Origin of the sequence: Rhodococcus sp. 14C212, from assembly GCF_011058195.1 — a bacterium.
Classification (GTDB): domain Bacteria; phylum Actinomycetota; class Actinomycetes; order Mycobacteriales; family Mycobacteriaceae; genus Rhodococcus; species Rhodococcus aetherivorans.
The window spans coordinates 1-25,807 of sequence record NZ_JAALEH010000084.1; the positions used below are offsets into that span (position 1 = coordinate 1).

Here is a 25,807-nt window from a genome sequence, read left to right on the forward strand (position 1 = left end):
GGGCGGCGGGCTGCCCGGTGGGGCCGCGCCGACGGGCGGGATCTTCTCGGTGGGGTCGTCGTCGACGGTCGGCGTCCGCCGCGGCCGGGCCGGCTGCGGGCCCGGCACGGCCGGTTCGGGGTGCCGCACCGGCGGGCTGTCGCGCCCCATCTTGTTCATCAGCGCGGCGACGGTGACCTTGTCGGGATTCTCGTCGGGGGCGGCCGAGCGGCGGGGGCGGCCGGCATCGGCGCCCCGGACCGGCGGCGCGGGTCCGACGTCGGCCGGCGGGACACGATCCTCCGGGCGCCGTCGCACCCGGCCGGAATGTGAGCTGCGATACCCGGAGTCGGCGATAGGACGTTCCCACGGAGCGCGACTGTCGGGCAGGCCCGACTCGTGCTCCTCACCCACCGATCCCTCGCCTCTCCGCGGATGTTCCGCTCTCGTACGCATCCGCCACCACGGCGATTCCGTCATGATACTGGCGGCCTCGATCCGGATCGAGGCGTTCGCCGAGCGCCGGTCCGGTTCGTCCGGACCGGCGCTCGGCGGACCCGGCGGTCAGCCGCCCGAGTGCATGACGTCGGCGCCCGCCGGCACCATGCAGTCCTCCGGGTCGTCGAGCCAGCCGTCCGGCAGTGCGACGGTACCGGGGGAGCCCTGGCGCCCGCGCGGGCCTTCCGCGTCCTTCGGGAAGGGCACGGCCGGATCGAGCCGGCCGAGCAGATCGTCCAGTTCGGCGAGGCCGGACACCCGCGCCAGGGCGTTGCGCACGTCGGATCCGGCCGGGAATCCGCGCAGGTACCAGGCGATGTGCTTGCGGATCTCACGCATGCCGCGGTCCTCGCCGTGGTGGTCGGCGAGGAGTGCGGCGTGCCGTCGCATGATGGCCGCCACCTCGCCCAGGTTCGGCGGGGTGGGCATGGGGGTGCCGTTCAGCGCGGCGCTGAGCTCGGCGAACAGCCAGGGCCGACCGAGGCATCCGCGTCCGACGACGACGCCGTCGCAGCCGGTCTGCTCCATCATCTTCTGGGCGTCCTCGGCGGCGAAGATGTCGCCGTTGCCCAGCACCGGCACGTCGGTGACGTGCTCCTTGAGGCGGGCGATCTCGTTCCAGTCGGCCTCACCCGAGTATCGCTGGGCGGCCGTGCGGGCGTGCAGCGCGACGGCGGCGGCGCCCTCGGCCGCCGCGATCCGGCCCGCGTCGAGGTGAGTGTGATGATCGGCGTCGATGCCGATGCGGAACTTCACGGTCACCGGGATGTCGGTGCCCTCGGTGGCGCGGACGGCGGCCGCGACGATGTTGCCGAACAGCCGCCGCTTGTACGGCAGCGCCGAGCCGCCGCCCTTGCGGGTGACCTTCGGCACGGGGCAGCCGAAGTTCATGTCGATGTGGTCGGCGAGGTTCTCGTCGACGATCATCTTCGCGGCCTGGTACGTGACGTCCGGGTCGACGGTGTACAGCTGCAACGACCGCGGCGTCTCCGTGGGACCGAACGTCGTCATGTGCATCGTGACGGGGTGGCGTTCCACGAGTGCCCGGGCGGTGACCATCTCGCACACGTACAGCCCCGACGTGCTCCCCGACCGCTCGAGTTCGAGTTCGCGGCACAGGGTGCGAAAGGCGACATTGGTGATTCCCGCCATCGGCGCGAGCACGACCGGGCTGTTCAACTCGAGCGAGCCGATGCGAAGGGGTGACATGAAAAACCTCGAAGACGGCGTGAAGAAGAAGTGCGTGCAACTGTGCCCGGCACCGAATCCGGTACCGGGCACAGGATAGCTGTTCGGGGCGGCTGCTCCCGAATCACGGAACGGTCCGGATCAGGACGCGGCCTCGTTGCGCTCGCGGCGGGCGGCCTCGCGGGCGAGGGACCGATCGCGCATCTCCTCGAACTTCACCGCCTGCTTCTCGAGGTCCTCGAGGAAGGTGCCGAGGTCGTCGACGATGCGGGCGCCCTCGGCGCCGAAGTCCTCACGCTCGAAGATGCGCCACTTGCGGAGCACCGGCATGAGCACCTCGTCGAGGTGCTGACGCAGGTCGTAGATTCCGTGCTTGGCCATCAGCACGCCGTTGCGGCGGAAGTTGGGCATACCGGCGCCGGGCATCTGGAAGTTCTTCACCACGTCTGTGATCGCCGCGAGGGTCTGGTCCGGGGCGACGTCGAGGGCCGCTTCGCAGATGTTGCGGTAGAAGATCATGTGCAGGTTCTCGTCGGCGGCGATGCGCTGGAGCATCTTGTCGGCGATCGAGTCGTGGCACGCCCGGCCGGTGTTGCGGTGCGAGACGCGGGTGGCCAGCTCCTGGAAGGTGACGTACGACACCGAGTGCAGCATCCCGACCTCGTTGGGCGAGGCGAACCCGTTGGTCATGTGTTCCATGCGGGCGTTCTCGAGAGCGACGGGGTCGACGCCGCGGGTGACGACGAGGTAGTCGCGCATCACGATGCCGTGGCGGTTCTCCTCGGCGGTCCAGCGGCCCACCCAGGTGCCCCAGGCACCGTCGCGGGAGAAGCTCTCGGCGATCTCGCGGTGGTAGGACGGCAGGTTGTCCTCGGTGAGGAGATTGGTGATCATCGCGGCCTTGGCGACCTCGTCGAGCTTCGACTGCTCGGGCTCCCAGTCCACGCCGCCCATGGCGGCGAAGTTGCGGCCCTCGTCCCAGGGCACGTAGTCGTGGGGGTGCCAGTCCTTGGCCATCGAAAGGTGGCGGTTGACGTTCGCCTCGGCCACGGGCTCCAGCTCGCGCAGAAGCTCCAGCTGAGTCAGAACTCGCGTCATTCCGTTTACCTCTCCATAACTGTGTGTGTCACGTACGGATTACAGCCTACGGCACCGTAGGTTCGGCGCCCGCTTGTCTGTTACCTGTTCCAAGTTCGGCCGACCGGGGCCTACCCGCCGGTGGGATCGCTCACAGACGGTGACGTCGTTATCATACCGGGGCGGAAACGGCGTCCCGGGGCGACGCGCGGGGCGAGCCATATCCCGCCGTGACCTCAGCGCTTGCCGCCGCCGAGGAGTCCGCCGAGCAGATCGCCCAGTCCACCCCCGTTGCCGCCGAGAACGCTGCCGAGCACTCCGCCGAGACCGCCGGAATCGCCGCCGCTTCCCGTGCCGCTCGTCGCGCTGCGCAGGAGCCCGCCCAGCAGATCGCCCAGGCCGCCCTGGCCGCCGGAATTCCTGCCGACCTGCTCGGCCAGGTACGTCAGCACGATCGGGGCGAGGATGGGCAGCAGCCGGGCGACGAGGTCGTTGCCGCCCGCGCCGTCGGCGCGGCCCAGCGTCTGCACGACCCGGTCCCTGTTGTCGCCGAACACGTTGGCCACGATCCGGTCGCCGTCCGCGGTGTCCACGTCGGTCACGTCCACTCCACCGTCGAGCAGGGCCGAGTTCCGGTGCTGATCGAGCGCGGACAGCAGGGACGAGGCGCCGTCCGGATTCCGGGTGTTCGCCTCGAGGCCGCCGACCAGCGTGGGCAGGGCGGCCCGCACCGCCGTTGCCGCCGTCTGCTCGTCCACGTCGAGCCGGCGGGCGATCTGGTCGACCGGAATACGCGAGAGGAGATCGTCGAGGGAAGGCATGGAAACCGAGGGTAGCCACTGCGGTCGCCCGGGCCGGGATCCCGCGTCGGCGTTTCGGCTACGCGGATGCCCGGCGGCCCGCGATCACCGCGCACAGCAGGGCGACCCCCAACCCGCTGAGCAGCAGCACGAACCCCGTCTGGTTGGTCAGGGCGGTCGCGTGGTTGAGCCGCACGTAGTCGCCGAACCGCTGGTAGACCCGCACCGCGAAGGCGCCGGCCGCGACGAGGCCGATCACCACCCCGGCCCAGCCGGCCACCGCCGAGTCGAACAGGGCGGCCAGGAGCAGCAGCACGGCGGCGAGCACGAGCGGCGCCGCCAGTGTCTGATGGACGGGCAGGTCGGCGGCGCCGAGGGCGGAGACGTCGCCGGCCACGATCCCGTCCCGCAACTCGGTCAGCGGGACGTCGGTCGGCCGGGTCCCGGCCAGTACCGGAAGAAACGAGCCGATACCCAGGGCGACGGCGGACAGGAACAGACCCAGGTCCACGAAGCTGCGCACGCCACTCCCATCGATCGCCGGATCGGTTTCGTGAGCGACCACACCCTAACCGCATTTCGGGTGCGGTAGCAGGGCGGAACCGACGATTCGGGCGCCGTGTCGGGCTCGCGGGTACGTAATCTGAGTGGAGCGGCACACCCGGACCCGGAAGGGGAACAACGCAATGGTGGGCAACGAGACGGTGCAGCGGTCGGGTCTACCGCCGTGGGCCAAGAAAGCTCTGTGGAGCGTCGGGGCCCTGCTCGCACTGGTGGTCGCGTACTTCGTGCTGGCGGCGTTCGTCCCCCGGTGGTGGGCGCAGCGTATCGCCGGGCTGGCCGATGCCGGCTTCGCCCGCGGGATGGCCTGGGGCGTGCTGTTCGGCCTCGTGTGTACCTTCGTGCCGTTGGCCCTGTTCGCCGCCGCGTGGCGGATCAGGACGTGGCGCCGGCACCGCGTCCTGCAGGTGGTGTTCGTCGCCGCCGCCGTGGTGGTGGCGATCCCCAACCTGATGACGTTGAGCATCGTGCTGGGCAACGGGAACGCGGCCCATGCGGGGGAGCGGATCCTCGACGTCGACGCCCCCGGCTTCCGGGGCGCGACGCTCGTCGGTGCCGTCGTCGGCGTGGTCCTGTTCCTGGTGTTCGCGGCCCTGAGCTTCACGTACCGCAAACGCGGCCGCGATCTCGAGCGGGAGCGTAACGAGCGGGGCGGGCAGGAGCCGGAGCTTCGAAGCGACCGGCCGGGCAAGGTGGCCGGCGCGCCCGAGTAGCGGCGTGCCGGTGCGCTCCCGTCCTTCCGGACGGGCGGCGGCGTGGTGCCCCCACCAGGGCTCGAACCTGGGACCTGCGGATTAAAAGTCCGTAGCTCTACCAACTGAGCTATAGGGGCGTGGGCGCACAGTCTAGCTGCACCGCGCCGGACAACAGTATCGGACGCGCGTGCCGTTCGAAGGCTCGGGTGCGCACCCCCTGCGGCGCACCCGAGCCACGCAAAAGCATACCACTTGGTGTGTTCTCTGCGAAGGCCGGAAAACGCCTGGCTGCGGGCATGGCCGCCGGACGGCGGCTACAGTGGCGTCCGGGGGGGACCGCCGGTCACGTACGGAGGCACGAACCCCCCATGTCACGTCAGCAAGAGCGGGCGCGGCGCACGCGCGCGGCGATCGTCGAATCCGCGGCGATCGAATTCGCCCGGCGCGGATACGGCGCCGCCTCGGTCAATGCGATCCTCGAGCACTCCGGGGCGACCAAGGGGGCGATGTACTTCCACTTCGATTCGAAGGAAGCGCTCGCCCGGGCGGTGCTCGCGGAGGGCCTCGAGCGCTACCGGGTGATTGTCGAGCGGTGGCTGCACGCGCCGGGGCTCGATCCGTTCGAGCGGCTGCACGGCCTCGTCGGAGACCTCGCCGACGCCCTGCACAGTGACGTCATCATCCAGGCGGAGTTCAAGCTCGTGACCGAGCCCGAGTTCGACGCGGAGGCCAAGCTTCGCGGGAGCTCGGTGTGGGGGAAGGCCGGTCACCGGCTCGCCGTCGAGGCGCAGGAAGCGGGGCTGTTCCGTGCCGGGGTCGACCTCGAACGGTTCCTGGGTGTGCTCGGTGCGTGCCTGGCCGGGCAGCGCTACTTCCACGACCTCACCGCGGAGGACGTCGACGTCCGGGCCCGGTTCGCGGAATGCCTGGACGTCTGTCTCGAGGCGACGGCTGCACCGCAGTGGCTCGAGCGGCGGCGCGGTGCGCCGGAGTTGCGCCTGGAAGGCGAACAACCGGCGTGACCTGCTGATTTGTGAATCCGGAAACCCGTGTCCTAAGCTATCCAAGCTCCCAACGGAACGCGAACCCGTTGAGGGTGCGGGTCGGAGTAATCCGGCGGGCCCCCTTCGTCTAGCGGCCTAGGACGCCGCCCTTTCAAGGCGGTAGCGCGGGTTCGAATCCCGTAGGGGGTACGCTTGCGGAAGCAGTATCGCCGCATGCAGTACGGTTTGACCACAAGTGAAGAGCATGGCCCTGTGGCGCAGTTGGTTAGCGCGCCGCCCTGTCACGGCGGAGGTCGCGGGTTCGAGTCCCGTCAGGGTCGCAGAGTTGGCAATTGGCATTCGGTTCGGGTGCCGTCCGGCCAGGTAGCTCAGTTGGTACGAGCGTCCGCCTGAAAAGCGGAAGGTCGCCGGTTCGATCCCGGCCCTGGCCACCACACAACTTCATACGGTAGACCCACCGCTCGGCGGTGGGTTTTCTGTGGAAACCCCTTCGGGGGTGCACACGGCCCTGTGGCGCAGTTGGTTAGCGCGCCGCCCTGTCACGGCGGAGGTCGCGGGTTCGAGTCCCGTCAGGGTCGCTTCACGGCGAAGGCCCGGTCCCGACACGGACCGGGCCTTCGCCGTCCTGCCCGGTTCAGCCGCGGGCCCGGAGCTCCCGGCGAAGAAGCTTGCCGGACACGGTCTTCGGGATCTCGTCGATGATCTCCACCAGCCGCGGGTACTTGTACGCCGCCATTCTCTCCCTGGCGAAGGCGATCAGTTCCTCCTCGGTGACCGACTGCCCCGGACGGAGGCTGACGAACGCCTTGACCGTCTCGCCGCGGTAGCTGTCCACCACCCCCACGACCGCGGCCTCGCGCACCGCATCGTGCTCGTAGAGCACGTCCTCGACCTCTCTCGGCCAGACCTTGTACCCACCGGCGTTGATCTGGTCCTTCTTGCGGTCGACGATGTAGAACCAGCCGTCGGCGTCCATGTACCCGACGTCCCCCGTGTGGAGGGCACCCCCGGGCAGCGCGGTCGCGGTCTCCTCGGGCTTGTTCCAGTAGCCGGCGACCACCTGCGGCCCCGACGTGACGAGCTCGCCCACCTCACCGACGGGAAGGTCGTTGCCGTCCTCGTCGACGACCCGCACGACGGTGTCGAAGGTCGGGACTCCGACCGACAGGGCGCCGGACGCCTCGTCCACCGGAGCCCGGGTGCCGAACGGAACCGCATGCGAGGGAGAGGTGGTCTCGGTGAGGCCGTAGATGTTGTGGATGTACGTCCCCGAGAACTTCTCGAACGCCGCGACGGTGCTCGGCGGTATCGGCGCTCCGCCGGAGAAGATCTTGGTCAGCGTCTTCAGCGACTCCCCGCGGGCGCCGGGGACGTTCATCAGCGCGATGAACACGGTGATCGAGCCGACCGTGAACGTCGCCCGTTCCACCGCCACCGTTTCGAGGGTCACGCCGGGGTCGAGCCGGTACATCAGCACCAGCGGCGCACCTGTCAGCAGGGCGACAGCGATGTGTCCGACGAGCCCGGTGATGTGGAACAGCGGGGCGATGCCCAGCACGACGTCGTCCGCGCCGAGTCCCACCCATTCCCGGTAGGTGCGGGCATTGAACACCACGTTGCGGTGAGTGGTCATCGCACCCTTCGGTGGTCCGGTCGTACCGGATGTGTAGGTGAGGAACGCGATGTCGTCCGGGCCGAGGGCGTGCACCGGGACGGGCCGTCCCCGGAACTCGGCCAGGAGCGCCTGCAGGTCGAGAGTGCCGGGCAGATCGAGGCGTTCGATGCCGGAGAAGATCCGCTCGTCTCCGCGCGTCTGGTATTCCAGTTCGGACGTGGTGATCACGATCCGGACGGCGGTGCCGGCGACGACGTGCTGTGCGACGTCCCGGTACAGCCCCTGGAGTGCGACGAGCACGGTAGCCCCCGAGTCCAGGAGGATTTCGCCGAGCTCGCGTTCCTTGTTCATGGGGTTGACGGAGACCGGGATGCCGCCGGCCTTCCAGACACCGAGCTGCGCCACGACGAACTGCGGGACGTTCTGCAGGAACAGCGCCGCCCGCTCACCCGGGCAGAAGCCGTGGGCCGTCAGTGCGGCCGCGAACGCGTCGGACTGCTCGTCGAGTTCGCGGCGGGTCAGGCGCCCGTCGAAGTAGCGGATGATGTCCGCGTCCGGGTCGCGAGCGACGGTGGCGCGGAACATCTCCAGCGCGTCGGTGTACTCCGGCTCGATGTGGGTCGGCAGGCCCGGCGCGTAGCGCGCGAGCCACGGCTTGCTGTCGTAGACGCCCGTGTGCGCGTCGCGGGGTCCGGCTGCGCTCATCGGATGACGACCGGATTGACCGGGGCGCCCGTGCCACCCACGACCTTCAGCGGGGCCGCGGTGTACAGGAAGGTCCAGCGGTTGTCGGCGGCGCACGCGTCGGCGAGGTCCTCGAGCCAGGCGATCTCGGTGAGGGCGACGCCGAGATTGCGCATGAGCGCGCAGTGCAGGGGCAGCGCCACGCCACTGGCCGGGTCGGTGGTCACCTCGTTGGCGATGGTGTCCGTGACCAGGTTGGGGATCTCCCGGTTCCGGAACCATTCGACGAGTTCGCGGCTGTACGTCAGGCCGGGTTCGCAGAAGTCGGCGTAGAACTCGGTGGTGTCTTCGAGGCTGTACCAGTACTTCAGCCAGCCGGTACGGATCACGAGGATGTCGCGCGGTTCGATGGTCACGCCCTGGGCGGCGGCGGCCGCCTCGAGGTCGTTGTGGTCGAAGGTCTCGCCGGCGTCGAGCCACTCCTTGCCCCGGTGGCGGGCCATGTCGATCAGGATCCCCCGGCCCACGACGCCCTTCTCGGCGATCGGCAGCACCGAGGCCTTGTCCATGCTGCCGACGGTGCTGCGCGCGTCGTATCCGTTCCAGAGTTTGCCGTCGTACCAGACGTGGCCGAGGGCGTCGTACTGGGTGGAGCCCTGCAGGAAGAGGGTGGCTGTGTCGTCGGCGTAGTGCAGTCCGCCGGGGAACTGCGGGGCGTCCTCGCCGTCCCACGACGATTCGTCGAGGGTGTTGCGGCGATCGATGCCGCTGCGGCTGGGCCACAGGGGATCGCCGGGGGCCTCCTTGCGGCCCATGTGGATCTGCAGGGTGAACACGTCGCCGGACTCGACCTCGCCTATTCCGCCGAGAACCTCCTTGGTGCCGAGGAAGTTCAGAGCTCCGAGCTCGTCGTCGGCGCCCCAGCGTCCCCAGTTGCTGGGGGCGTCGTCGCCGAGCAGTTCGCGCATGGACGGGGCGTCGGACATACCGTCTCCTTTTTCGGGGTCGAGGTGCAGTTGTCGCTCACCGAGCGTTCGTACGGTAAGCGTGCGCTTATGGTGTAGGTCACATCTCCGGGTGTCAACCCGCGGAGGACGAGGGCGCGCCGCCCGCTCGCGATGCGCACCGCAGAACCTGGGCCGGTGTCGTCTCGGCGGGTCTTCGACGGCGGAACGGGTCGCCACCCTGTACGTTCAGTTTGCACTGGACCTGGTGCGGTTCCGGCGCTGATCCGCAGGGCTGCGCCGGATTGCACGTCGGACGAGAACATGTTCTAGAGTGAGTTCGATCTTCTGGACGGACCCGCTCCGGCGACACGACGAACGAGGTGATCTGTGCGAATAGCTCTGCTGTCGTACCGCAGCAAGCCGCACTGCGGTGGTCAGGGCGTGTACGTTCGACATCTCAGCCGCGAGCTCGCGGCGCTGGGTCACGACGTCGAGGTGTTCTCGGGCCAGCCGTATCCCGACCTGGACGCCGGGGTGACCCTGGTGAAGGTGCCGAGTCTCGATCTCTACCGCGAGGACGATCCGTTCCGCTTTCCGCACCCGCGCGAGATTCGCGACGCGATCGACCTCCTCGAGCTGGGCACGATGTGGACGGCGGGTTTCCCGGAGCCGCTGACCTTCAGTCTGCGCGCCGCCAGGATGCTGCGTGCCCGGGCCGCCGAGTTCGACGTCGTGCACGACAATCAGTGCCTGGGCTACGGTCTGCTCCGCATCGCGGACGCGGGCCTGCCGCTGGTCGCGACGATCCACCACCCGATCACCCGCGACCGGGAGCTGGACCTCGCGAGCGCGCCGACGCTGCGCCGCAAGCTCACCCTGCGCCGTTGGTACGGGTTCCTACGCATGCAGGCCCGGGTGGCGCGGCGCATCCCCACCCTGCTCACCGTCTCGAAGTCCTCCGAGGACGACATCCGCGCCGCGTTCGAGATCCCCGCCGGGCGGCTGCGCACGATTCCGCTGGGCGTCGACACCGAGGTCTTCGCCCCGCCACCGGCCGAGCGCGTGCCCGGCCGCATCGTGTGCGTGGCCAGCGCGGACGCGCCGCTCAAGGGCGTCGCCAACCTGCTCGAGGCGGTGGCGAAGCTGCGCACCGAACGGCGGGTCGAGCTGGTGCTCGTCACCCGGCTCGCGCCCGGCGGGGTCACCGAGAAGCTGATCGAACAGCTGGCCATCGGCGACGCGGTGCGCACCGTCTCCGGGATCGACGACCGCGAGCTGGCCGAGCTGCTCGGTTCGGCGCAGGTGGCCGTGGTCCCGTCGCTCTACGAGGGGTTCTCGCTGCCGGCGGTCGAGGCGATGGCCTGCGCGACCCCCCTGGTTGCGAGCCGCGCCGGCGCGATCCCCGAGGTGGTCGGCGACGCGGGCATCCTCGTGCCTCCGGGGGACAGCGAGCAACTGGCCGCGGCGCTGGCACAGATCCTCGACGATCCCGCCGAGCAGACCCGTCTCGGGTCGGTGGCACGGGCACGCGTGCTCGAGCGATTCAGCTGGGCGGCCGTGGCCGCCCGGACCGTCCGGGCCTACCAGGACACCGTGGCGGCCCAGGCAGGAAGGACGAACACCTGATGCTGACAGTCGATTTCGACCGCCTCGGGGTCGAGCCCGGCGACCGTGCCATCGACATCGGGGCGGGCGCGGGCCGGCACTCGTTCGAGCTCTACCGTCGGGGCGCCGACGTGGTGGCGTTCGACCGCAGCGCGGAGGACATGAAGGCCGTCGGCGACATGTTCGCGGCGATGGAACTCGAGGGCCAGGTTCCGGAGGGTGCGCTCGCCCGGGCCGAGGTGGGCGACGCCCTCGCTCTGCCCTACGACGACGAGACCTTCGACGTCGTGCTGATCTCCGAGGTCCTCGAACACGTGCCCGAGGACGATCGTGCCATCGCCGAATTCGTGCGTGTGCTCAAGCCGGGTGGCGTCGCGGCCGTCACCGTACCCCGGTGGCTGCCGGAGAAGATCTGCTGGGCGCTGTCCGACGCGTATCACGAGGTCGAGGGCGGGCACGTGCGGATCTACAAGGCCGACGAGCTCGCGGCGGAGCTGACCGCGGCCGGTCTGACGGTGCGCGGCCGGGACCACGCGCACGCCCTGCACTCGCCGTACTGGTGGCTCAAATGCGCTGTGGGCGTCGACAACGACGACAACCCCCTGACGAAGGCGTATCACCGCCTCCTCGTGTGGGACCTCATGCAGGGGCCGTGGCTGACGCGCACCGCAGAGTCGTTGCTGAACCCGGTGCTCGGCAAGAGCGTCGTGTTCTACCTCGAGAAGCCGACGGTTCCCGTTGTCGGCCGCTGACATCCGCCCCGGCAGGGCACGGCCGGCGGTTCCGGCCGTGCCGGGAGTGCTGTCCGAGGAACAGTGCCTGCGAACCGCCCGCGCGATCGCCGACATGCAGGAGTCCTCCGGAGCGATCCCGTGGTTCCCCGGTGGTCACACGGACCCGTGGGACCACATCGAGTCCGCGATGGCTCTCACCGCCGCGGGGTTGTTCGAAGAGGCGGAGGCGGCCTTCGACTGGTCCCGTCGCACCCAGCGGCCGGACGGCTCGTGGCCCATGCAGTTCCGCGGGGAAGCCGTCGAAAACCACGACGCCGACTCGAACTTCACCGCATACATCGCGGTGGGGGTGTGGCACCACTACCTCGTCACGGGCGACGTCGACCACGTGGAACGGCTGTGGCCGACGGTGCGGACGGCCCTCGACCATGTGCTCGAGTTGCAGGCGCCCGGCGGCGAGATCTACTGGGCGCGAGGCGAACACGGCGCGGCCGACGAGGCCCTGCTGACGGGGTGCTCGAGCATCCACCACAGCCTGCAGTGCGGCCTGCGCCTCTCGGAGGTGGTCGACGACCCCCACCCGGACTGGGAGGTGGCGTGGTATCGGCTCGGGCACGTGCTGCGCCGGCACCCGGAGGCGTTCGCGCCCAAGCCGGAGTACTCGATGGACTGGTACTACCCGATCCTCGGCGGCGCGGTGCGAGGTGCGCCGGCCCGGCAACGGATCCGGGAGCGCTGGGACGATTTCGTGGTCGGAGATCTGGGAATCCGCTGTGTCGATCACCGGCCGTGGGTGACGGGGGCCGAGACCTGCGAACTCGTGCTCGCACTGGACGCGATCGGTGAGGCGGCGACGGCCCGGGATCTGCTGGCGGCCATGCAGCATCTCCGGGATCCGGACGGGTCGTACTGGACCGGAATGGTTTTCACGGACGGTAAGCGCTGGCCCGTCGAGAAGAGCTCCTGGACCAGTGCCGCCGTGATCCTCGCCGCCGACGCGCTCTCCCGCAGCACCGCAGGCAACGGCGTGTTCCGCGATGCCGCCGCACCCTCCGGATGGGTCGCGACCGAGAACTGCCACGAGGACTGCCGGGTTACGGTCTGAGCGGTCAGCCCGGCAGCACTCCGACGGTGCCGCCGGTGCGTTCGAGCACCCGCAGCGATCCGGTCACCGACACCTCGGTGAACTCGCCGCTCCCGAGCGCGCGCAGGTAGACCTCGTACGGGGGTCGTCCGCCGTCCTTCGGGTCGGGGAACACGTCGTGGATGATCAGGGCGCCGCCGACGCGCACCCAGGGGGCCCAGCCCGCGTAGTCCGCCTGCGCCGCCTCGCTGCTGTGGCCGCCGTCGACGAACACGAACGCCAGCGGGGTCCGCCAGAACGCCGCGACCTGGCCCGAGCGCCCCAGCACCGCCACGACGTGGGATTCGAGGTCCGCGTCGGCGAGGGTGTGGCGGAACCGTCCCACCGTGTCGAGCCGGCCGGTGTGCGCGTCGACGAGGGACGGATCGTGGTACTCCCATCCGGGCTGGTGCTCCTCGGACCCGTGATGATGGTCGATCGTGACGATCGTGCCACCGGCGGCCTTCGCAGCGGCGCCGAGATAGACGGTCGAGCGCCCGCAGTAGGTGCCGATCTCGACACCGACTCCGTCACCGAGATAGCGCACCGCGGTGTCGTGCAGGGCCGTACCCTCGTCGATCGGCATGAAACCCGGTGTCGCCTCGGCGAGTTCGATCATCTCCCGGGGCAGGGTGGTACGGGTCATGAGGGCGGTCTCCGTTCGCTGCGGTCCGGTGCCGGGTGCTGAAGCGGCGTGTACTGACGAGCACATTACCCATCTCCGGTTCCGGTGCGGTATCCCGAACGGTGGGTGCCGGTCACGCGCCGTAACCGCCGTCGACGTCGAGTGTCTGCCCGGACACGAAATCCGCGCGGTCCGAGGCGAGGAACGCGACCGCCTCGGCGATGTCATCGGCGTCGCCGAACCGGCGCAGCGGAATGTTGTTCCGCGCGACCGACAGTGCGTGCTCGTCGAGATCGCCGGACCCGATCAGCCGGGCGGCCGTGCCGTCGGTGAGCATACCCGGCCCCACCGCGTTCACGCGCACACCGAACCGTCCCTCCTCGGCCGCGAGGCCCCGTACGAGCGCCTCGATCGCCCCCTTGGGCCCGGCCGACAGACCGTCCCGGACCGGGAACCGGCGGGTCGCGGCGGTGGTCACGGCGACGATGTTGCCTCGCGACTCCCGGAGCCGGGGCAGCGCGGGATGAACGAGATTGAAGAACGCGCCCGCGTCGCCCACGAGCTGGTCGCGGAACTGCGCGGGCGTGACCCGGCTCAGGTGCAGCATCGGCACGTGCGGACCCGCCGCGTAGACGAGAGTGTGCAGCGCACCGGAGGATTCGATCACCGCGTCCACGCCGCCGGCGACCGCGGCACTGTCGCCCAGCTCCACCTGCAGCGACAGCACCTTCGCACCGAGCGCGGACAGTTCGGTCACCAGGTCTGTGGCGGCCGCCCCGTTGCGGCGGAACATGAACGCGACGTCGCTGCCGCGCTCGGCCAGCATCCGGCACACCGCTCGGCCGATCCCGCCGGTGCCGCCGGCCACGAGGGCCGCCCCCGGCCGGTCCGCGAAGTCCTGCACTCGTCACTCCCTGTGTTCTCGTGCCGCACGGTGAGCCGGTGGGAGGCTCACTTCGCCGCCTTGCGGTGCTCGGCGAGCACGCCGCCGATCATCGAGTCGAGCTTGGTGCCGAGCGGCCACCCCACGTAGTGACACAGGAACAGGGCGATCTCCTCGAGTTGCTGTTCGTCGAGTTCCTCGTTGTGGAGGGCGGCGCCGACCTGGATCTCGGCCACGTCGATCAGTCCCTGTGCGGTGAGCGCACCGAGCAGCAGCAGCCGCCGGTCGCGGATGCTGAGCCCGGGCCGGGACCAGATGTCGGCGAACAGGTGGTCCGCGGTGACGGCGAAGTGGTCGCCGGGCCCGTCGCGCATCTCCCAGCCGTACACCTTCGACATCATGTCCAGGCCACGTCGGCGGCGATCGTCGGTCATGCGCGTTCCTCCTGTCGGTGCCGGCTCGCGAGGTCTCCGGTGCCGACGCCGAGCCCGGGTCCCAGGCCGGTCAGTGCCCGTGTGGCCAGGGGCAGGTCGACGCCGAGACGAGCGCCGAGGCCGAGGGCCAGCGACAGGTCCTTCTCGCCCAGGGCGCGGACGTGGTCGAGGATCGGGAACCAGAAGTCGTCCGGCGGGATCGGTGCGGTCGTGTTCCGGAGCATGATCGCCCCGGCGCCACCGGTGATCGCGTCGGTGTGGCGGACCACCTTCCCGAGCGCGATGATGTCCAGCCCGGCCGCCTCGGCGAGTCGCTGCGCCTCCGCGGCCGCGGTGAACGATACGAAGTGCAGCAGATTCCGGGCCAGTTTCATCCGGGTGCCCGCGCCGACCGGCCCGGCGTGCACGACGAGGTCGGCGAATCGCGAGAACGGTTCGCGTACCGCGTCGAACGCCGCGTCGGAGGCGCCGACCATCACCGCGAGCCGGCCCTGCTCGGCGCCGGGGGCCCCGCCGCTGACGGGAGCGTCGACCAGTTCGACGCCGCGGTCGGCGCATTCGGCGGCGAGCTCGACTGCGGTGGTGTCGGCGATGGTCGAGTGGACCGCGATCACCGTGCCGGGCCGGGCCGTGTCGAGCAGCCCGGCGACGACGGTGCGGACCTGTGCGTCGTCCACGACGGTGACGCAGACGACGTCGCAGTCGCGCGCCAGGTCGGCGGGGTCGCCGACGGCCCGGGCGCCGGCCGCGGTGAACGGCTCGACGGCCTCGGGCCGGGCGTCGAGGACGGTGAGCCCGCCCGGCCGGTCCAGCAGCCGCTTCGCCATCGGCGCGCCCATGTTGCCGAGGCCGATGTAGCCGAGCCTGGTCACGAGCGGATCACCTGGCCGCCGTCGACGTTGAAGATCTGCCCGGTGATCCAGTTCGCCTCGTCGGAGAGCAGGAACAGGCACATTCCCACCAGGTCCCCGGGCGTGCCCATCCGCTTCAGCGGCAGTTTGGAGACCATGTCCGCCACCATGTTTCCCGGCGTGACGGTGCGGGTGGCCTCGGTGTCGATCGGACCCGGGGCGATCGCGTTGATGCGGATGTTCGAGCCGCCGAGTTCGACGGCCAGCTGCTGGGTCAGGCCGTTGACACCGACCTTGGCCAGGCCGTAGAAGCCGGAGTACACCCACGCGGCGGTCGAGGACTGGTTGACGACGGAGCCGCCGCGTTCCGTCATGTGCGGCCACGCCGCGCGGGTGATGTTGAGCGCGCCGTCCATGTTCACGCTCATGAACTTCTTGTAGTAGTCCCACGGGACGGTGAGCAGCAGGTCGAGCTTCATGCCCCCGTAGATGGCGGCGTTGTTGACGACGTGGTCGATGCTGCCGAACGTCTCGACGGTGAAGGCGGCGAGCTCGGTGGCCGAGTCGGGATCGGAGACGTCGACGGTCTTGAAGACGGCGATGCCGCCGTCGGCGACGATCTGCTTGGCGACCTGCTCGCCGCGCCCGGTGTCGATGTCCGCGACGACGACGGAGGCGCCCTCGGCGGCAAGGGCTCTGGCGTACGCCTCGCCGATTCCCTGCGCCGATCCGGTGACGATCGCGGTGCGGTCGGCGAAACGCGTTGTGCTGCGGGTCATGTTCGTCAGCCTCTCTGCTTCGCCGCCGGTTCGGCGACGAGCTTGGTCTCCAGGTATTCCTCGAACCCGGCCACACCCATCTCGCGGCCGATTCCGGACTGCTTGTAGCCGCCGAAGGGAGCGTCGGCGGCGTACCAGATGCCTCCGTTGACGCTCAGGGTGCCGGTGCGGACCCCCTCGACGACCCGGCGGACCCGCTCCTCGTCGGTGCCCCAGACGGCCCCGGACAGGCCGTAGGGGGAGTCGTTGGCGATACGGATCGCCTCGTCGTCGCCGTCGTAGGGGAGGATCACGAGGACCGGCCCGAAGATCTCCTCCCGGGCGACGCGAGCGGTGTTGTCGACCCCGGCGATCAGCGCCGGTTCGACGAAGAAGCCGCGCCGGTGCCCGGCGGGGCGCCCGCCGCCGACGACGATCGTCCCGCCCTCCTCGACGGCGAGTCGCAGGTAGCCCTCGACCCGTGCGCGCTGGCGCTCGGAGATCAGCGGACCGCACACCGTGCCGGGCTCGTTCGGGTCGCCGGGCCGGATGCCGCGCAGGGCGTCGGCGGTGACGCGGACCGCCTCGTCGTAGCGGCTGCGGGGGACGAGCAGGCGGGTCGTGATGGCGCAGCCCTGCCCGGCGTGGGTGCACACGGTGAAGGCGGCCATCGAGCATGCGGCGCCGAGGTCGGCGTCGTCGAGCACGATGAACGCCGACTTTCCGCCGAGTTCGAGGAACACCTTCTTCAGGGTCTCCGAGGCGGCGCGCATCACCGACCGTCCGGTGGCGGTGGAGCCGGTGAACGACACGAGGTCCACCCGCGGGTCGGTGGCGAGCAGGGCGCCGACGGCATGGTCGCTCGAGGTCACGATGTTCACGACCCCCGGCGGGATGTCGGTTTCCTCGGCGAGGATCCGGCCCACGGCCGCGGCGCACCACGGGGTGTCGGGGGCGGGCTTGAGCACCACCGTATTGCCGGCGGCCAGCGCGGGGCCCAGCTTGGCGAAGTTGATCTGGTGCGGGAAGTTCCACGGTGTGATCGCCCCGACGACACCGACCGCCTCGCGGAGCACGTAGCGGTGGGTGGGGATGCCCATCGGCGCGGCGTTGCCGAGATCCTGCTGCCACGAATAGTTCTCGGCCAGGTCGGCGAAGTATTCGAGATCGTCGACGGGGCCCTCGAGATGAGCGGCGGAGGTGAGGAACCGGGGTGCGCCGACCTCGGCGATGGTGATCGCCCGCAGTTCCTCGATGTGGCCGCGCAGCGCATCGCGGAGCTGGCGCAGGCAGCGGGCGCGGAAGTCGTGGTCGCGGGACCAGCCGGTGGTGTCGAAGGCGCGACGGGCCGCCTCGATCGCGGCGTCCATGTCGGCGGCGGTGCCGTCGGCGGCGGTGCCGAGCACCTCCTCGGTGGCCGGGTTCACGACCTCGAACGTGCCGCCGGAGCCGGGAACCAGTTTGCCGTCGACGAGCAGGGCCGAGCTTTCGGTCGGGATCAAGGACATCGGTGCTTCCGTTCTTCGGGTCGGAAAGTGTCAGGCGGCGTGGGTGATCCGGACGGTGTCGGAGGGAGTGAGATCGAGGACGCCCGAGCGTGCGTCGCGGTCTCGTCGATGACGTCTGCGATGCGCAGTCGGCGGGCGGTGGGTGCGGTCATGCCGGAGCGCTCCTGCAGATGTCGGTGGCGCGATGTGATGCCCCTCATGTTCTGGACAGTTGTCTGGACTATAGTTCGGGCAGTTGCGCGGCGCAATGCCGCGTGTCTCCCGGCGGCGGGGTGGTTGCGGGGCGGCCTCAGGGTCGCACGGAGGCCGCGCGGGCGGCGGCCAGTGCGCCCGCGACCACGTTCTCGTAGATGCGGTCGAGGTCGAGTTCGTCGCCGAGGAAGCCGCTGCGCACGATCGTGGCGAACCCGTGCATCGCGGTGAACAGGCTCACCGCGGCCTCGAGCGTGTCCTCCTCCGGCACCCCGCACGAGGCGAGCATCGAGCGGAGCGCCCTGTTCGCGTCGAGGGCCGCCGCGATCAGGGCGCTGCGCTCGACCGGTTCCGTCGTCAGCGTCCGGTAGCGGTGCGGATGCTCGGCGGCCCACGCACGATGCGCGTCGATGAGGGTGCGCAGGCCCTCCGGGCCGCTGCGACCCATCGCCACCTCGCGCAGCCGCTCACCGAGGTCGGCCATCGTCCGCACCTGGATCTCGCCGCGGACGTCGTCGAGACCGCGGACGTGGTTGTAGAGCGAGGCGGTGACGATGCCGAGGCGGCCGGCAAGGGTGCTCATCGTCAACTGCTCCCAGCCGGACTCGTCCACCGTCTCCAGTGCCGCCTCGATCACCTTCTCGCGGCTGAGGTTTCGGCGGCGCATCGGCCTCTTCTTCTCGGTCCCCATCCGCCCATCCTACGGGTCTTCCATTTCAAACGAATGTGTGTAGCTTGTAAACGACGATCATTCGTAAACAAGTGCGAGGTGGTCCCGTGACGGCATCACGTATCGACCTGAAGAACCCCGATCTCTACACCGAAGGGGTACCCCACGACTTCTTCGCCGAGTTGCGGCACGGTTGCCCGGTCTACCGGCAGGACGAGGAGGACGGACCCGGCTACTGGGCGGTGACGCGCCACGCGGACGTCACCGCGGTCTCCCGCGACAGCGCCACCTTCTCGTCGGCGCTCGGCACGACGCAGATCGACGAGTTCGACGACGAGACCCGCCTCAAGCAGGCGGCGATGCTCGTCAACCTCGATCCGCCCGAGCACACCCGGTTGCGCCAGCTCGTCAGCCGCGGCTTCACGCCCCGGATGGTCCGGACGCTCGAGGGGCACATCCGGGACATCTGCAACCGCATCGTCGACGACCTGATCGAGCAGGGCCGCGACGGCGCGGTCGTCGATTTCGTGCCGGTGGCCGCCGCTCCGCTGCCGCTCGAGGTGATCGCCGCCCTGCTCGGCGCACCCGCGGAGGACGTGGGCCGACTCTACGACTGGTCCAACCGGATGATCGGGTTCGACGACCCGGAGTACGGCAACACCCAGGCCGACGGAGAACTCGCCGCCGCGGAGATCTTCTTGTACGCCAACGAGATCGCCGCGGCACGCAGGGCGGAGCCGCGCGACGACATCGTCACCCGGCTCGTCCGGCCGGACGAGAACGGCGACACGCTGACCGAGATGGAATTCGACATGTTCTTCGTGCTGCTGGTGGTGGCGGGGAACGAGACGACGCGCAACGCCACCGCCGGCGGCATGCAGGCCTTCATCGACCATCCGGGTCAGTGGCGCCGCCTGCGGGCCGAGCCGGAACTCGCCGCCGGCGCGGTCGAGGAGATCCTTCGCTGGGTCACCCCCGTGATCGGGTTCCGCCGCACGCCGACGTGCCCGGCGACGATAGGGGACCAGCCCGTCGAGGCGGGGGACAAGGTGGTCCTGTACTACCCGAGCGCGAACCGGGACGAGGACGTCTTCGAGGACCCGCACGTCTTCGACATCGGACGGACCCACAACCCGCACGTGGCGTTCGGGGGCACCGGGGTGCACTTCTGTCTGGGGGCGCACCTGGCGCGACTGGAACTGCGCATCCTGTTCGAGACCCTGGCGCGCCGGATCGACTGCATCGAGCCCGCGGGGCCGGTCCGGCGGCTGCGCTCGAACTTCATCAACGGCATCAAATACATGCCTGTGCGGGTGTATCCGAGGTTCTGAAGGCGGATTCGGGGGCGATGACCATTGCTTCGGACAGGCGACCGTAGTAATGTCCAGACACGTGTCCAGAAATGTGAATCTCGAATCCACCCGCCGGCGTCTCACCGAGAAGCAGGCCGACACCGTGGACCGCCTGACGAACGCTGCCGTCGAGGTCCTGCGGGAAGAGGGGTTCGCAGGACTGACCGTACGCAACGTCGCCGCTCGGGCCGGTGTCGCACCGGCCACCGCCTACACCTACTTCTCGTCCAAGGAGCACCTCGTCGCCGAGGTGTTCTGGCGCCGGCTCGCCGCCTCGCCCGAACCCGAGGCGGCCACGACCGACCGGGTCGACCGCGTGGTCGCGGTGCTGCGCAACGTCGCGCTGATGATGGCCGACGAGCCCGAACTCGCCGGCGCCGTCACCAGTGCGCTGCTCGGCCGCGACCCCGACGTCGAACACCTGCGCGCCCGCATCGGCCTCGACATCCGGGACCGGCTCGGAACGGCCCTCGGCCCCGACGCCGATCCCGACGAGATCGAAGCGCTGGAAATGCTCTACGCCGGCGCCCTCGTCCGGGCGGGCATGGGATACGAGACCTACGAGAAGATCGCCGATCGGCTGGAGACCTCCGCCAAACTTCTATTGGAGTAGCGCATGACCCAGGCTTCGCTCGAACCGCTCCTGTTCGATCCCTACGACTACGGCTTCCACGAGGACCCGTATCCGATCTACCGGCGCCTGCGCGAGGAGGCGCCGCTCTACCGCAACGACGACCTCGGCTTCTGGGCCCTGTCCCGGCATGCCGACGTCGTCGCGGGATTCCGCGACCACACCCGGCTCTCGAGCGCCAACGGGGTGTCCCTCGACCCGTCGGCCTACGGCCCCCACGCCCACAAGGTCATGTCGTTCCTCGCGATGGACGACCCCCGCCACATGCGCATGCGCCGGCTCGTCTCGAAGGGCTTCACCCCGCGCCGGGTCGCCGACCTGCGCGGCCGCATCCTCGAGCTGACCCTCGACTACCTCGACACCGCTTTGGACAAGGGTGGATTCGACTGGATCGCGGACTTCGCGGGCAAGCTCCCGATGGACGTCATCTCCGAACTGATGGGCGTGCCCGTGGCCGACCGCGCCGAATTGCGCCGGCTGGCGGATCTGGTGGTCCACCGGGAGCAGGGCGTGCTCGACGTGCCCGTCGCGGCGATGGAGGCGTCGCTGAACCTCGTCGCCTACTACGCGGACATGCTGGCGCAGCGCCGCGCCCACCGGACCGAGGACCTCACCTCGGCCCTGCTCGACGCCGAGATCGACGGAGACCGCCTCGACGACGACGAGATCATCGGCTTCATGTTCCTCATGGTCGTCGCGGGCAACGAGACCACCACCAAGCTGCTCGGCAACGCGCTGTACTGGGGCGCGAAGAACAAGACCGAGGTGGCCCGCGTCCTCGGCAACCCGGACGCAGCCCCCGGCTGGGTGGAGGAGACACTGCGCTACGACACCTCCAGCCAGATCGTCGCGCGCACCGCCGCCACCGACATCGACCTGCACGACAGCACCATCCGCGCCGGCGACAAGGTGCTGCTGCTCATCGGTTCGGCAAACCGCGACGCCGAGGTGTTCGAGGACCCCGACACGTTCCGCATCGGCCGCGACAGCGCGTCCGGGATCGCCAGTTTCGGTGGCGGCGTGCACTTCTGCCTCGGCGCGCACCTCGCGCGCCTCGAGGCGAACATCGCGCTCGAACAGTTCGCCGCGCGCGTCGCCGACTACGACGTCGACTTCGACCGCTGTGAACGCGTGCACTCCACCAATGTCCGAGGCCTCGCGGCCCTGCCCGTAGAGGTGACCCGGCGACATGCCTAGATTCGAGCCCAATCCGCCGCGCCGGCCCGCGATCGTCAGCGGCGCCTCCTCCGGCATCGGTACGGCCACCGCCTTCGCGCTCGCCGCCCTCGGCCACCCGGTCGCCCTCGGCGCGCGGCGCGTCGAACAGTGCGACGCCCTCGCGGAGAAGATCCGCGGCGAAGGCGGCGAGGCCTTCGCGCACTTCCTCGACGTGTCGTCCACCGAATCGGTCGACGAGTTCGTCGCCGCCGCCGAGAATGCCCTGGGCCCCACCGAGATCGTCCTGTCCGGCGCCGGCGACATGGATTTCCGGCTCGTGCACGAGATGGATCCGGGCCGGTTCGAGTTCCAGGTGAACGTCCACCTCGTCGGCACGCAGCGTCTCGCCCATCGCGTGCTGCCCGGGATGATCGAACGGCGCCGCGGCGACTTCGTCGTCATCGGTTCGGACTGCGCCGACGTCGCGCGGCCCCGCATGGGCGCCTACGTCGCCGCCAAGACGGGCCTCGAGGCGCTCGTGCGCCAGATGCGGATGGAACTCGAGGGCACGGGGGTTCGCGCGTCGGTGGTGCGTCCCGGCCCGACACAGACCGGGATGGGACTCGACGCCCCCGCGGAGATCATCGAGCCGCTGATCGCCGACTGGACCAGATGGGGCTTCGCGCGGCACTCCTACTTCCTCCGCACCTCCGAGATCGCGAACGCCGTCGTCGCCGTGGTCTCGGCCCCGCGCGGAACCCACCTGGTGCTGACCGAAGTGCAACCGGAAGCGCCTCTGCTGAAGGATTCTCGGGGAAAGGACCCTGAATGACCACGATCACCACCCCCACGCGTGTCTCGGGGGGCGAGCACGAACACGGCCACCTCGAGGAACTGCGCACCGACCCGATCGGCCTGATGCAGCGCGTCCGCGAGGAGTGCGGCGACGTCGGCGTCTTCCGGCTCGCCGACCGCAACGTCGTGCTGCTCTCCGGGGCTCGGGCCAACGAGTTCTTCTTCCGCTCCGCCGACGAGGACCTCGACCAGCAGGCCGCGTACCCGTTCATGAAGCCGGTCTTCGGGGAGGGCGTGGTCTTCGACGCCAGCCCCGAGCGCCGCAAGGAGATGCTGCACAACTCCGCGTTGCGCGGCGAGCAGATGAAGGGCCACGCCGCCACGATCGAACGCGAGGTCCGTGACATCGTCGCCGGGTGGGGTGACGAGGGTGAGATCGACCTGCTGGAGTTCTTCGCGGAGCTGACCATCTACACGTCCTCGGCCTGCCTGATCGGCAAGAAGTTCCGCGACCAGCTCGACAGCCGGTTCGCGAGCCTCTACCACGACCTGGAGAAGGGCACCGACGCGCTCGCCTTCGTCGACCCCTACGCGCCCATCGAGAGCTTCCGTCGCCGCGACGAGGCCCGCCGCGGGCTGGTCGCCCTCGTCGAGGAGATCATGGTCGACCGCATCGCGAACCCGCCCCAGGGCAAGGAGGATCGCGACATGCTCGACGTCCTCGTCTCCGTCAAGGACGAGGACGGCAAGGAGCGGTTCAGCGCGGACGAGGTCACCGGCATCTTCATCTCGATGATGTTCGCCGGCCACCACACCACGTCGGGAACGGCGGCATGGGCGTTGATCGAGTTGCTGCGCAATCCGGAGTACCTGCGCGGGGTCACCGACGAGCTCGACGTCCTCTACGCCGACGGCGAGGGCGTGAGTTTCCATGCGCTGCGGCAGATCCCGATGCTCGAGGCGGTACTCAAGGAGACGCTGCGGCTGCACCCGCCGCTGATCCTGCTGCTGCGCGTCGCGCGCGGCGATTTCGAGGTCGAGGGATACCGGATCGGCGAGGGGGACCTCGTCGGCGCTACCCCGGCGATCTCCAACCGCATCCCGGAGGACTTCCCCGAGCCCGATGCCTTCGATCCGGGCCGCTACCTCGATCCGCGGCAGGAGGACATCGTCAACCGCTGGACCTGGATCCCGTTCGGGGCCGGCCGGCACCGGTGCGTGGGCGCGGCGTTCGCCCTCATGCAGCTCAAGGCGATCTTCTCGGTCCTGCTGCGCGACTACGAATTCGAGATGACGCAGCCGGCCGACACCTACCGCAACGACCATTCCAAGATGGTGGTGCAGCTCGCGCAGCCGTGCGCCGTGCGCTATCGCCGTCGCACCCGGATGTAAGGACTCGCGCCGTGAAAGTGGAAGCAGACCTCGATCTGTGCCAGGGCCACGCGATGTGCTCGCTGGAGGCACCGGACGTCTTCGACGTTCCCAAGCACGGCCAGGTCCGGATCCTGATGGACGACATACCCGAAAAACTCTGCGGCGACGTCCGATCCGCCGTACTGTACTGCCCCACCCAGGCCCTCCGCATCGTCGAGGACTGATCCAGAGGAGACACGTCATGGCACCCTTCGACCGAGCGGAACTCGACGAGATGATCGAGCGCTGGATCGAGGCGAACAAGAAGGCCGAGGCAGCCGGCGACTGGAAGCCCTTGGCCGACATGTACACCGAGGACGCAACCTACGGCTGGAACTACGGTCCCAAGGACGACTTCATGGCCGTCGGGCGCGAGGAGATCCGCGAGCTCGCGCTCGGCCAGGAGATGGCCGGACTGGAGGGCTGGCAGTATCCCTACCAGCGGTTCGTCGTGGACGAGCGGACCGGCGACGTCATCGGCTTCTGGAAGCAGGTCGCCGACGCCACCCGCGACGACGGCTCGCACTACGAGGTGTACGGCTTCGGGGGCAGCTGGTTCCGCTACGGCGGGAACTTCCGATGGTCCTGGCAGCGTGACTTCTTCGACTTCGGGAACGTCTCCCACCTCTTCCTGGAGATGATCACGGGTAACGCCCTGTCCGACGGCATGAGCAAGCGGATCGAGCGGTCGACGTCGACGAAGCGTCCTCCAGGCTGGTATCCGGCCGGACAGGCGCCGGTTCCGCTGTGGTGAGCCCGGTGAACGTCCGCGACTCCTTCGCGGCGCTCTCCCGGGCCGACCTCGCCGTCCTCGTCCCCGAACTGCTCCTGTGCGGCCAGCTCATCGACCGCTCCGGGATGGCCCACCTGATCTCGGCGTTCGGACGGGAGGGGATGACCGAGGTTGCCGTCGAGGAGTGGCAGGCGTCGAGCCCGTGGTACACCCGGCGCATGCAGCGGGCCCTGCGGTACGAGGGCGACGGCGTCGAGACGATCTTCAAGGGGCTGCAGCTCGATATCGGCGCGCCCCCGCAGTTCATGGACTTCCGGTTCCGCGTCGACGATCACAATCACGGTGAGTTCCGGCTCGACCACTGCGGCGCGCTCATGGACGTCGAACCCATGGGCGACGCGTACGTGAAGGCCATGTGCCACGACATCGAGGACCCCACGTTCGACGCGACCGCCCTCGCCACCAACCCCCACGCCCGGGTGCGGCCGATCCACCGGCCGCCGCGCCGGCCGGCCGGCCGTCACCCGCACTGCGCGTGGACGGTGACGATCGACCCGTCGCACGTTCCGCCGCAGGCCGCGCCCCACACCGAGGCGATCGGTCGTACCGCTGCCGTCGCAGTGGAACTCAGCGCGATCGACCCGGCGGACGAGGGACTCGGCGACTACTCCGGCCCCCTGCTCTCCGACCTGCGGTTCGAGGACTTCTCGCACTCGGCCCTGGTGCGGATCGCGGAGGAGGTGTGCCTGCAGCAGCATCTGCTCACGCTGGGCTTTCTCCTCGGCGTGCGCAAACGCACGGACGAGGAAGCCGCGCTGGCCCTCACCCGCAAGCAGTTGACCGGTATCGCCGGCCTGGCGTCCGAGCGGATACGCGACGCCCTCGGCCTGCCGCGCGACTTCGAGGGGCTGGCGACGGTGCTGTCGGTCCACCCCGTGTTCGCGCCGAGGCAGTACGTCCGGCGCGACATCCGGTGGGAGCCGGACAGGCTGCACCTGCGCCTCGCGCGATCCGGCGGTGCCGACGTGGACGGGTCGTGGCCGACTCTGGTCGACGGGCACCACCTCGAGCCGCTGCAGGCGCTGGTGCGCGGCGTCGACCCGCACTTCACCGCACACGCGGTGTCCGAGGACGCACACGCGCTCACCGTCGAGGTGATCCGCGACGCCGAACCCGCGAAGGAGTGCGGCGAGGTGGCGATCACCCGGTTCAGCACCGGCGCGAACTTCACGTTCGCCGACCGGGGAATCCCCCTGCCGCTCACCGTCGTCTGAGCGCCCCGTCCGTTCCCATC

The 25,807-nt window shown here is 69.8% G+C and carries 26 protein-coding genes, 5 tRNA genes and 1 pseudogene; 17 read left to right on the forward strand and 15 right to left on the reverse strand.

Annotated features, from left to right (window positions below):
* The 5 genes and pseudogenes from G6038_RS24635 to G6038_RS24655 form a co-directional block, all read right to left on the reverse strand.
* Positions 1-297, reverse strand: a pseudogene (locus tag G6038_RS24635) (LytR family transcriptional regulator); the annotation flags it as partial.
* A gap of 246 nt (positions 298-543) precedes the next feature.
* Positions 544-1,686 (reverse strand): tRNA dihydrouridine synthase DusB, encoded by a 1,143-nt coding sequence (gene dusB / locus G6038_RS24640; protein ID WP_165040656.1) that lies wholly within the window; start codon positions 1,684-1,686, stop codon positions 544-546.
* A gap of 120 nt (positions 1,687-1,806) precedes the next feature.
* Complete coding sequence (locus G6038_RS24645; protein WP_165040657.1) at positions 1,807-2,763, reverse strand: acyl-ACP desaturase; 957 nt, start codon at positions 2,761-2,763, stop codon at positions 1,807-1,809.
* 215 nt (positions 2,764-2,978) lie between these two features.
* A complete protein-coding gene (locus G6038_RS24650; RefSeq protein ID WP_165040658.1) occupies positions 2,979-3,563 on the reverse strand; it encodes a DUF937 domain-containing protein in 585 nt (194 codons plus the stop codon).
* Between the two features lie 58 nt (positions 3,564-3,621).
* Positions 3,622-4,065, reverse strand: coding sequence for a hypothetical protein (locus tag G6038_RS24655; protein WP_165040659.1), 444 nt, complete (start codon positions 4,063-4,065; stop codon positions 3,622-3,624).
* A gap of 163 nt (positions 4,066-4,228) precedes the next feature.
* Between G6038_RS24655 and G6038_RS24660 the strand changes: the two genes are divergently transcribed.
* Positions 4,229-4,816 carry a hypothetical protein gene (locus G6038_RS24660; RefSeq protein ID WP_165040660.1) on the forward strand — a complete coding sequence of 196 codons (588 nt, stop codon included), beginning with the start codon at positions 4,229-4,231 and terminating at the stop codon, positions 4,814-4,816.
* 43 nt (positions 4,817-4,859) lie between these two features.
* On the opposite strand, the gene G6038_RS24665 is transcribed toward G6038_RS24660, so the two are convergent.
* Positions 4,860-4,935: transfer RNA gene (locus G6038_RS24665), tRNA-Lys, on the reverse strand.
* A gap of 231 nt (positions 4,936-5,166) precedes the next feature.
* On the opposite strand from G6038_RS24665, the gene G6038_RS24670 reads away from it, so the two are divergent.
* The 5 genes from G6038_RS24670 (at position 5,167) to G6038_RS24690 (ending at position 6,380) form a co-directional block, all read left to right on the forward strand.
* A complete protein-coding gene (locus G6038_RS24670; RefSeq protein ID WP_165040661.1) occupies positions 5,167-5,820 on the forward strand; it encodes a TetR/AcrR family transcriptional regulator in 654 nt (217 codons plus the stop codon).
* A 98-nt stretch (positions 5,821-5,918) separates the two neighbouring features.
* Positions 5,919-5,991: transfer RNA gene (locus G6038_RS24675), tRNA-Glu, on the forward strand.
* A gap of 57 nt (positions 5,992-6,048) precedes the next feature.
* A tRNA-Asp gene (locus tag G6038_RS24680) sits at positions 6,049-6,122 on the forward strand.
* A 37-nt stretch (positions 6,123-6,159) separates the two neighbouring features.
* Positions 6,160-6,236: transfer RNA gene (locus G6038_RS24685), tRNA-Phe, on the forward strand.
* 70 nt (positions 6,237-6,306) lie between these two features.
* Positions 6,307-6,380: transfer RNA gene (locus tag G6038_RS24690), tRNA-Asp, on the forward strand.
* A 56-nt stretch (positions 6,381-6,436) separates the two neighbouring features.
* Here the strand turns inward: G6038_RS24690 and G6038_RS24695 are convergent.
* Positions 6,437-8,122, reverse strand: coding sequence for an AMP-binding protein (locus tag G6038_RS24695; protein WP_165040663.1), 1,686 nt, complete (start codon positions 8,120-8,122; stop codon positions 6,437-6,439).
* Positions 8,119-9,087, reverse strand: a complete 969-nt coding sequence (locus tag G6038_RS24700) for a cyclase family protein (protein WP_165040665.1) — start codon at positions 9,085-9,087, stop codon at positions 8,119-8,121. The genes G6038_RS24695 and G6038_RS24700 overlap by 4 nt, the downstream gene beginning before the upstream one ends.
* Before the next feature lie 348 nt (positions 9,088-9,435).
* On the opposite strand from G6038_RS24700, the gene G6038_RS24705 reads away from it, so the two are divergent.
* Genes G6038_RS24705 through G6038_RS24715 form a run of 3 tightly spaced genes read left to right on the forward strand, consistent with a single transcriptional unit; the run spans position 9,436 to position 12,492 of the window.
* On the forward strand, positions 9,436-10,674 hold the full coding sequence (locus G6038_RS24705) for a glycosyltransferase family 4 protein (RefSeq protein WP_165040667.1): 1,239 nt from the start codon (positions 9,436-9,438) through the stop codon (positions 10,672-10,674).
* Positions 10,674-11,405 (forward strand): methyltransferase domain-containing protein, encoded by a 732-nt coding sequence (locus tag G6038_RS24710; protein ID WP_165040669.1) that lies wholly within the window; start codon positions 10,674-10,676, stop codon positions 11,403-11,405. The genes G6038_RS24705 and G6038_RS24710 overlap by 1 nt, the downstream gene beginning before the upstream one ends.
* Entirely contained in the window at positions 11,392-12,492 is a 1,101-nt protein-coding gene (locus G6038_RS24715) for a prenyltransferase (RefSeq protein ID WP_206025566.1), read from the forward strand. Before G6038_RS24710 ends, G6038_RS24715 begins: the two co-directional genes overlap by 14 nt.
* A gap of 4 nt (positions 12,493-12,496) precedes the next feature.
* Here the strand turns inward: G6038_RS24715 and G6038_RS24720 are convergent, their stop codons facing one another.
* The 7 genes from G6038_RS24720 to G6038_RS24750 form a co-directional block, all read right to left on the reverse strand.
* Entirely contained in the window at positions 12,497-13,156 is a 660-nt protein-coding gene (locus G6038_RS24720; protein WP_165040671.1) for a class I SAM-dependent methyltransferase, read from the reverse strand.
* Positions 13,157-13,268: 112 nt separating this feature from the next.
* Positions 13,269-14,039 (reverse strand): SDR family oxidoreductase, encoded by a 771-nt coding sequence (locus G6038_RS24725; protein ID WP_165040673.1) that lies wholly within the window; start codon positions 14,037-14,039, stop codon positions 13,269-13,271.
* Between the two features lie 47 nt (positions 14,040-14,086).
* Positions 14,087-14,452 (reverse strand): carboxymuconolactone decarboxylase family protein, encoded by a 366-nt coding sequence (locus G6038_RS24730; RefSeq protein ID WP_165040675.1) that lies wholly within the window; start codon positions 14,450-14,452, stop codon positions 14,087-14,089.
* On the reverse strand, positions 14,449-15,324 hold the full coding sequence (locus tag G6038_RS24735; RefSeq protein ID WP_165040676.1) for an NAD(P)-dependent oxidoreductase: 876 nt from the start codon (positions 15,322-15,324) through the stop codon (positions 14,449-14,451). Before G6038_RS24735 ends, G6038_RS24730 begins: the two co-directional genes overlap by 4 nt.
* Complete coding sequence (locus G6038_RS24740; protein WP_165040678.1) at positions 15,321-16,082, reverse strand: SDR family oxidoreductase; 762 nt, start codon at positions 16,080-16,082, stop codon at positions 15,321-15,323. The genes G6038_RS24735 and G6038_RS24740 overlap by 4 nt, the downstream gene beginning before the upstream one ends.
* A 5-nt stretch (positions 16,083-16,087) precedes the next feature.
* Entirely contained in the window at positions 16,088-17,569 is a 1,482-nt protein-coding gene (locus tag G6038_RS24745) for an aldehyde dehydrogenase (RefSeq protein ID WP_165040680.1), read from the reverse strand.
* Between the two features lie 289 nt (positions 17,570-17,858).
* Positions 17,859-18,452, reverse strand: coding sequence for a TetR-like C-terminal domain-containing protein (locus G6038_RS24750; RefSeq protein ID WP_165040682.1), 594 nt, complete (start codon positions 18,450-18,452; stop codon positions 17,859-17,861).
* Positions 18,453-18,538: 86 nt separating this feature from the next.
* Between G6038_RS24750 and G6038_RS24755 the strand changes: the two genes are divergently transcribed.
* The 8 genes from G6038_RS24755 (at position 18,539) to G6038_RS24790 (ending at position 25,787) form a co-directional block, all read left to right on the forward strand.
* Entirely contained in the window at positions 18,539-19,762 is a 1,224-nt protein-coding gene (locus G6038_RS24755) for a cytochrome P450 (protein ID WP_165040684.1), read from the forward strand.
* 73 nt (positions 19,763-19,835) lie between these two features.
* Complete coding sequence (locus G6038_RS24760; protein WP_165040700.1) at positions 19,836-20,396, forward strand: TetR/AcrR family transcriptional regulator; 561 nt, start codon at positions 19,836-19,838, stop codon at positions 20,394-20,396.
* A gap of 3 nt (positions 20,397-20,399) precedes the next feature.
* Positions 20,400-21,611 (forward strand): cytochrome P450, encoded by a 1,212-nt coding sequence (locus G6038_RS24765; protein ID WP_165040686.1) that lies wholly within the window; start codon positions 20,400-20,402, stop codon positions 21,609-21,611.
* Complete coding sequence (locus G6038_RS24770; RefSeq protein ID WP_165040688.1) at positions 21,604-22,404, forward strand: SDR family oxidoreductase; 801 nt, start codon at positions 21,604-21,606, stop codon at positions 22,402-22,404. Before G6038_RS24765 ends, G6038_RS24770 begins: the two co-directional genes overlap by 8 nt.
* Positions 22,401-23,759: a cytochrome P450 gene (locus tag G6038_RS24775; protein WP_165040690.1), complete on the forward strand. Its 1,359-nt coding sequence runs from the start codon at positions 22,401-22,403 to the stop codon at positions 23,757-23,759. Before G6038_RS24770 ends, G6038_RS24775 begins: the two co-directional genes overlap by 4 nt.
* An 11-nt stretch (positions 23,760-23,770) precedes the next feature.
* On the forward strand, positions 23,771-23,965 hold the full coding sequence (locus G6038_RS24780; protein ID WP_165040692.1) for a ferredoxin: 195 nt from the start codon (positions 23,771-23,773) through the stop codon (positions 23,963-23,965).
* A gap of 17 nt (positions 23,966-23,982) precedes the next feature.
* On the forward strand, positions 23,983-24,534 hold the full coding sequence (locus G6038_RS24785) for a nuclear transport factor 2 family protein (protein ID WP_165040694.1): 552 nt from the start codon (positions 23,983-23,985) through the stop codon (positions 24,532-24,534).
* A complete protein-coding gene (locus G6038_RS24790) occupies positions 24,528-25,787 on the forward strand; it encodes a hypothetical protein (RefSeq protein ID WP_165040696.1) in 1,260 nt (419 codons plus the stop codon). The genes G6038_RS24785 and G6038_RS24790 overlap by 7 nt, the downstream gene beginning before the upstream one ends.
* Positions 25,788-25,807: the final 20 nt, after the last annotated feature.

Bases quoted from the DNA above. Each gene is read 5' to 3' on its own strand.
- dusB (WP_165040656.1), bottom strand. From the start codon at position 1,686: ATGTCACCCCTTCGCATCGGCTCGCTCGAGTTGAACAGCCCGGTCGTG.
- G6038_RS24645 (WP_165040657.1), bottom strand. From the start codon at position 2,763: ATGACGCGAGTTCTGACTCAGCTGGAGCTTCTGCGCGAGCTGGAGCCC.
- G6038_RS24650 (WP_165040658.1), bottom strand. From the start codon at position 3,563: ATGCCTTCCCTCGACGATCTCCTCTCGCGTATTCCGGTCGACCAGATC.
- G6038_RS24660 (WP_165040660.1), top strand. From the start codon at position 4,229: ATGGTGGGCAACGAGACGGTGCAGCGGTCGGGTCTACCGCCGTGGGCC.
- G6038_RS24670 (WP_165040661.1), top strand. From the start codon at position 5,167: ATGTCACGTCAGCAAGAGCGGGCGCGGCGCACGCGCGCGGCGATCGTC.
- G6038_RS24695 (WP_165040663.1), bottom strand. From the start codon at position 8,122: ATGAGCGCAGCCGGACCCCGCGACGCGCACACGGGCGTCTACGACAGC.
- G6038_RS24700 (WP_165040665.1), bottom strand. From the start codon at position 9,087: ATGTCCGACGCCCCGTCCATGCGCGAACTGCTCGGCGACGACGCCCCC.
- G6038_RS24710 (WP_165040669.1), top strand. From the start codon at position 10,674: ATGCTGACAGTCGATTTCGACCGCCTCGGGGTCGAGCCCGGCGACCGT.
- G6038_RS24720 (WP_165040671.1), bottom strand. From the start codon at position 13,156: ATGACCCGTACCACCCTGCCCCGGGAGATGATCGAACTCGCCGAGGCG.
- G6038_RS24730 (WP_165040675.1), bottom strand. From the start codon at position 14,452: ATGACCGACGATCGCCGCCGACGTGGCCTGGACATGATGTCGAAGGTG.
- G6038_RS24740 (WP_165040678.1), bottom strand. From the start codon at position 16,082: ATGACCCGCAGCACAACGCGTTTCGCCGACCGCACCGCGATCGTCACC.
- G6038_RS24745 (WP_165040680.1), bottom strand. From the start codon at position 17,569: ATGTCCTTGATCCCGACCGAAAGCTCGGCCCTGCTCGTCGACGGCAAA.
- G6038_RS24750 (WP_165040682.1), bottom strand. From the start codon at position 18,452: ATGGGGACCGAGAAGAAGAGGCCGATGCGCCGCCGAAACCTCAGCCGC.
- G6038_RS24765 (WP_165040686.1), top strand. From the start codon at position 20,400: ATGACCCAGGCTTCGCTCGAACCGCTCCTGTTCGATCCCTACGACTAC.
- G6038_RS24770 (WP_165040688.1), top strand. From the start codon at position 21,604: ATGCCTAGATTCGAGCCCAATCCGCCGCGCCGGCCCGCGATCGTCAGC.
- G6038_RS24775 (WP_165040690.1), top strand. From the start codon at position 22,401: ATGACCACGATCACCACCCCCACGCGTGTCTCGGGGGGCGAGCACGAA.
- G6038_RS24785 (WP_165040694.1), top strand. From the start codon at position 23,983: ATGGCACCCTTCGACCGAGCGGAACTCGACGAGATGATCGAGCGCTGG.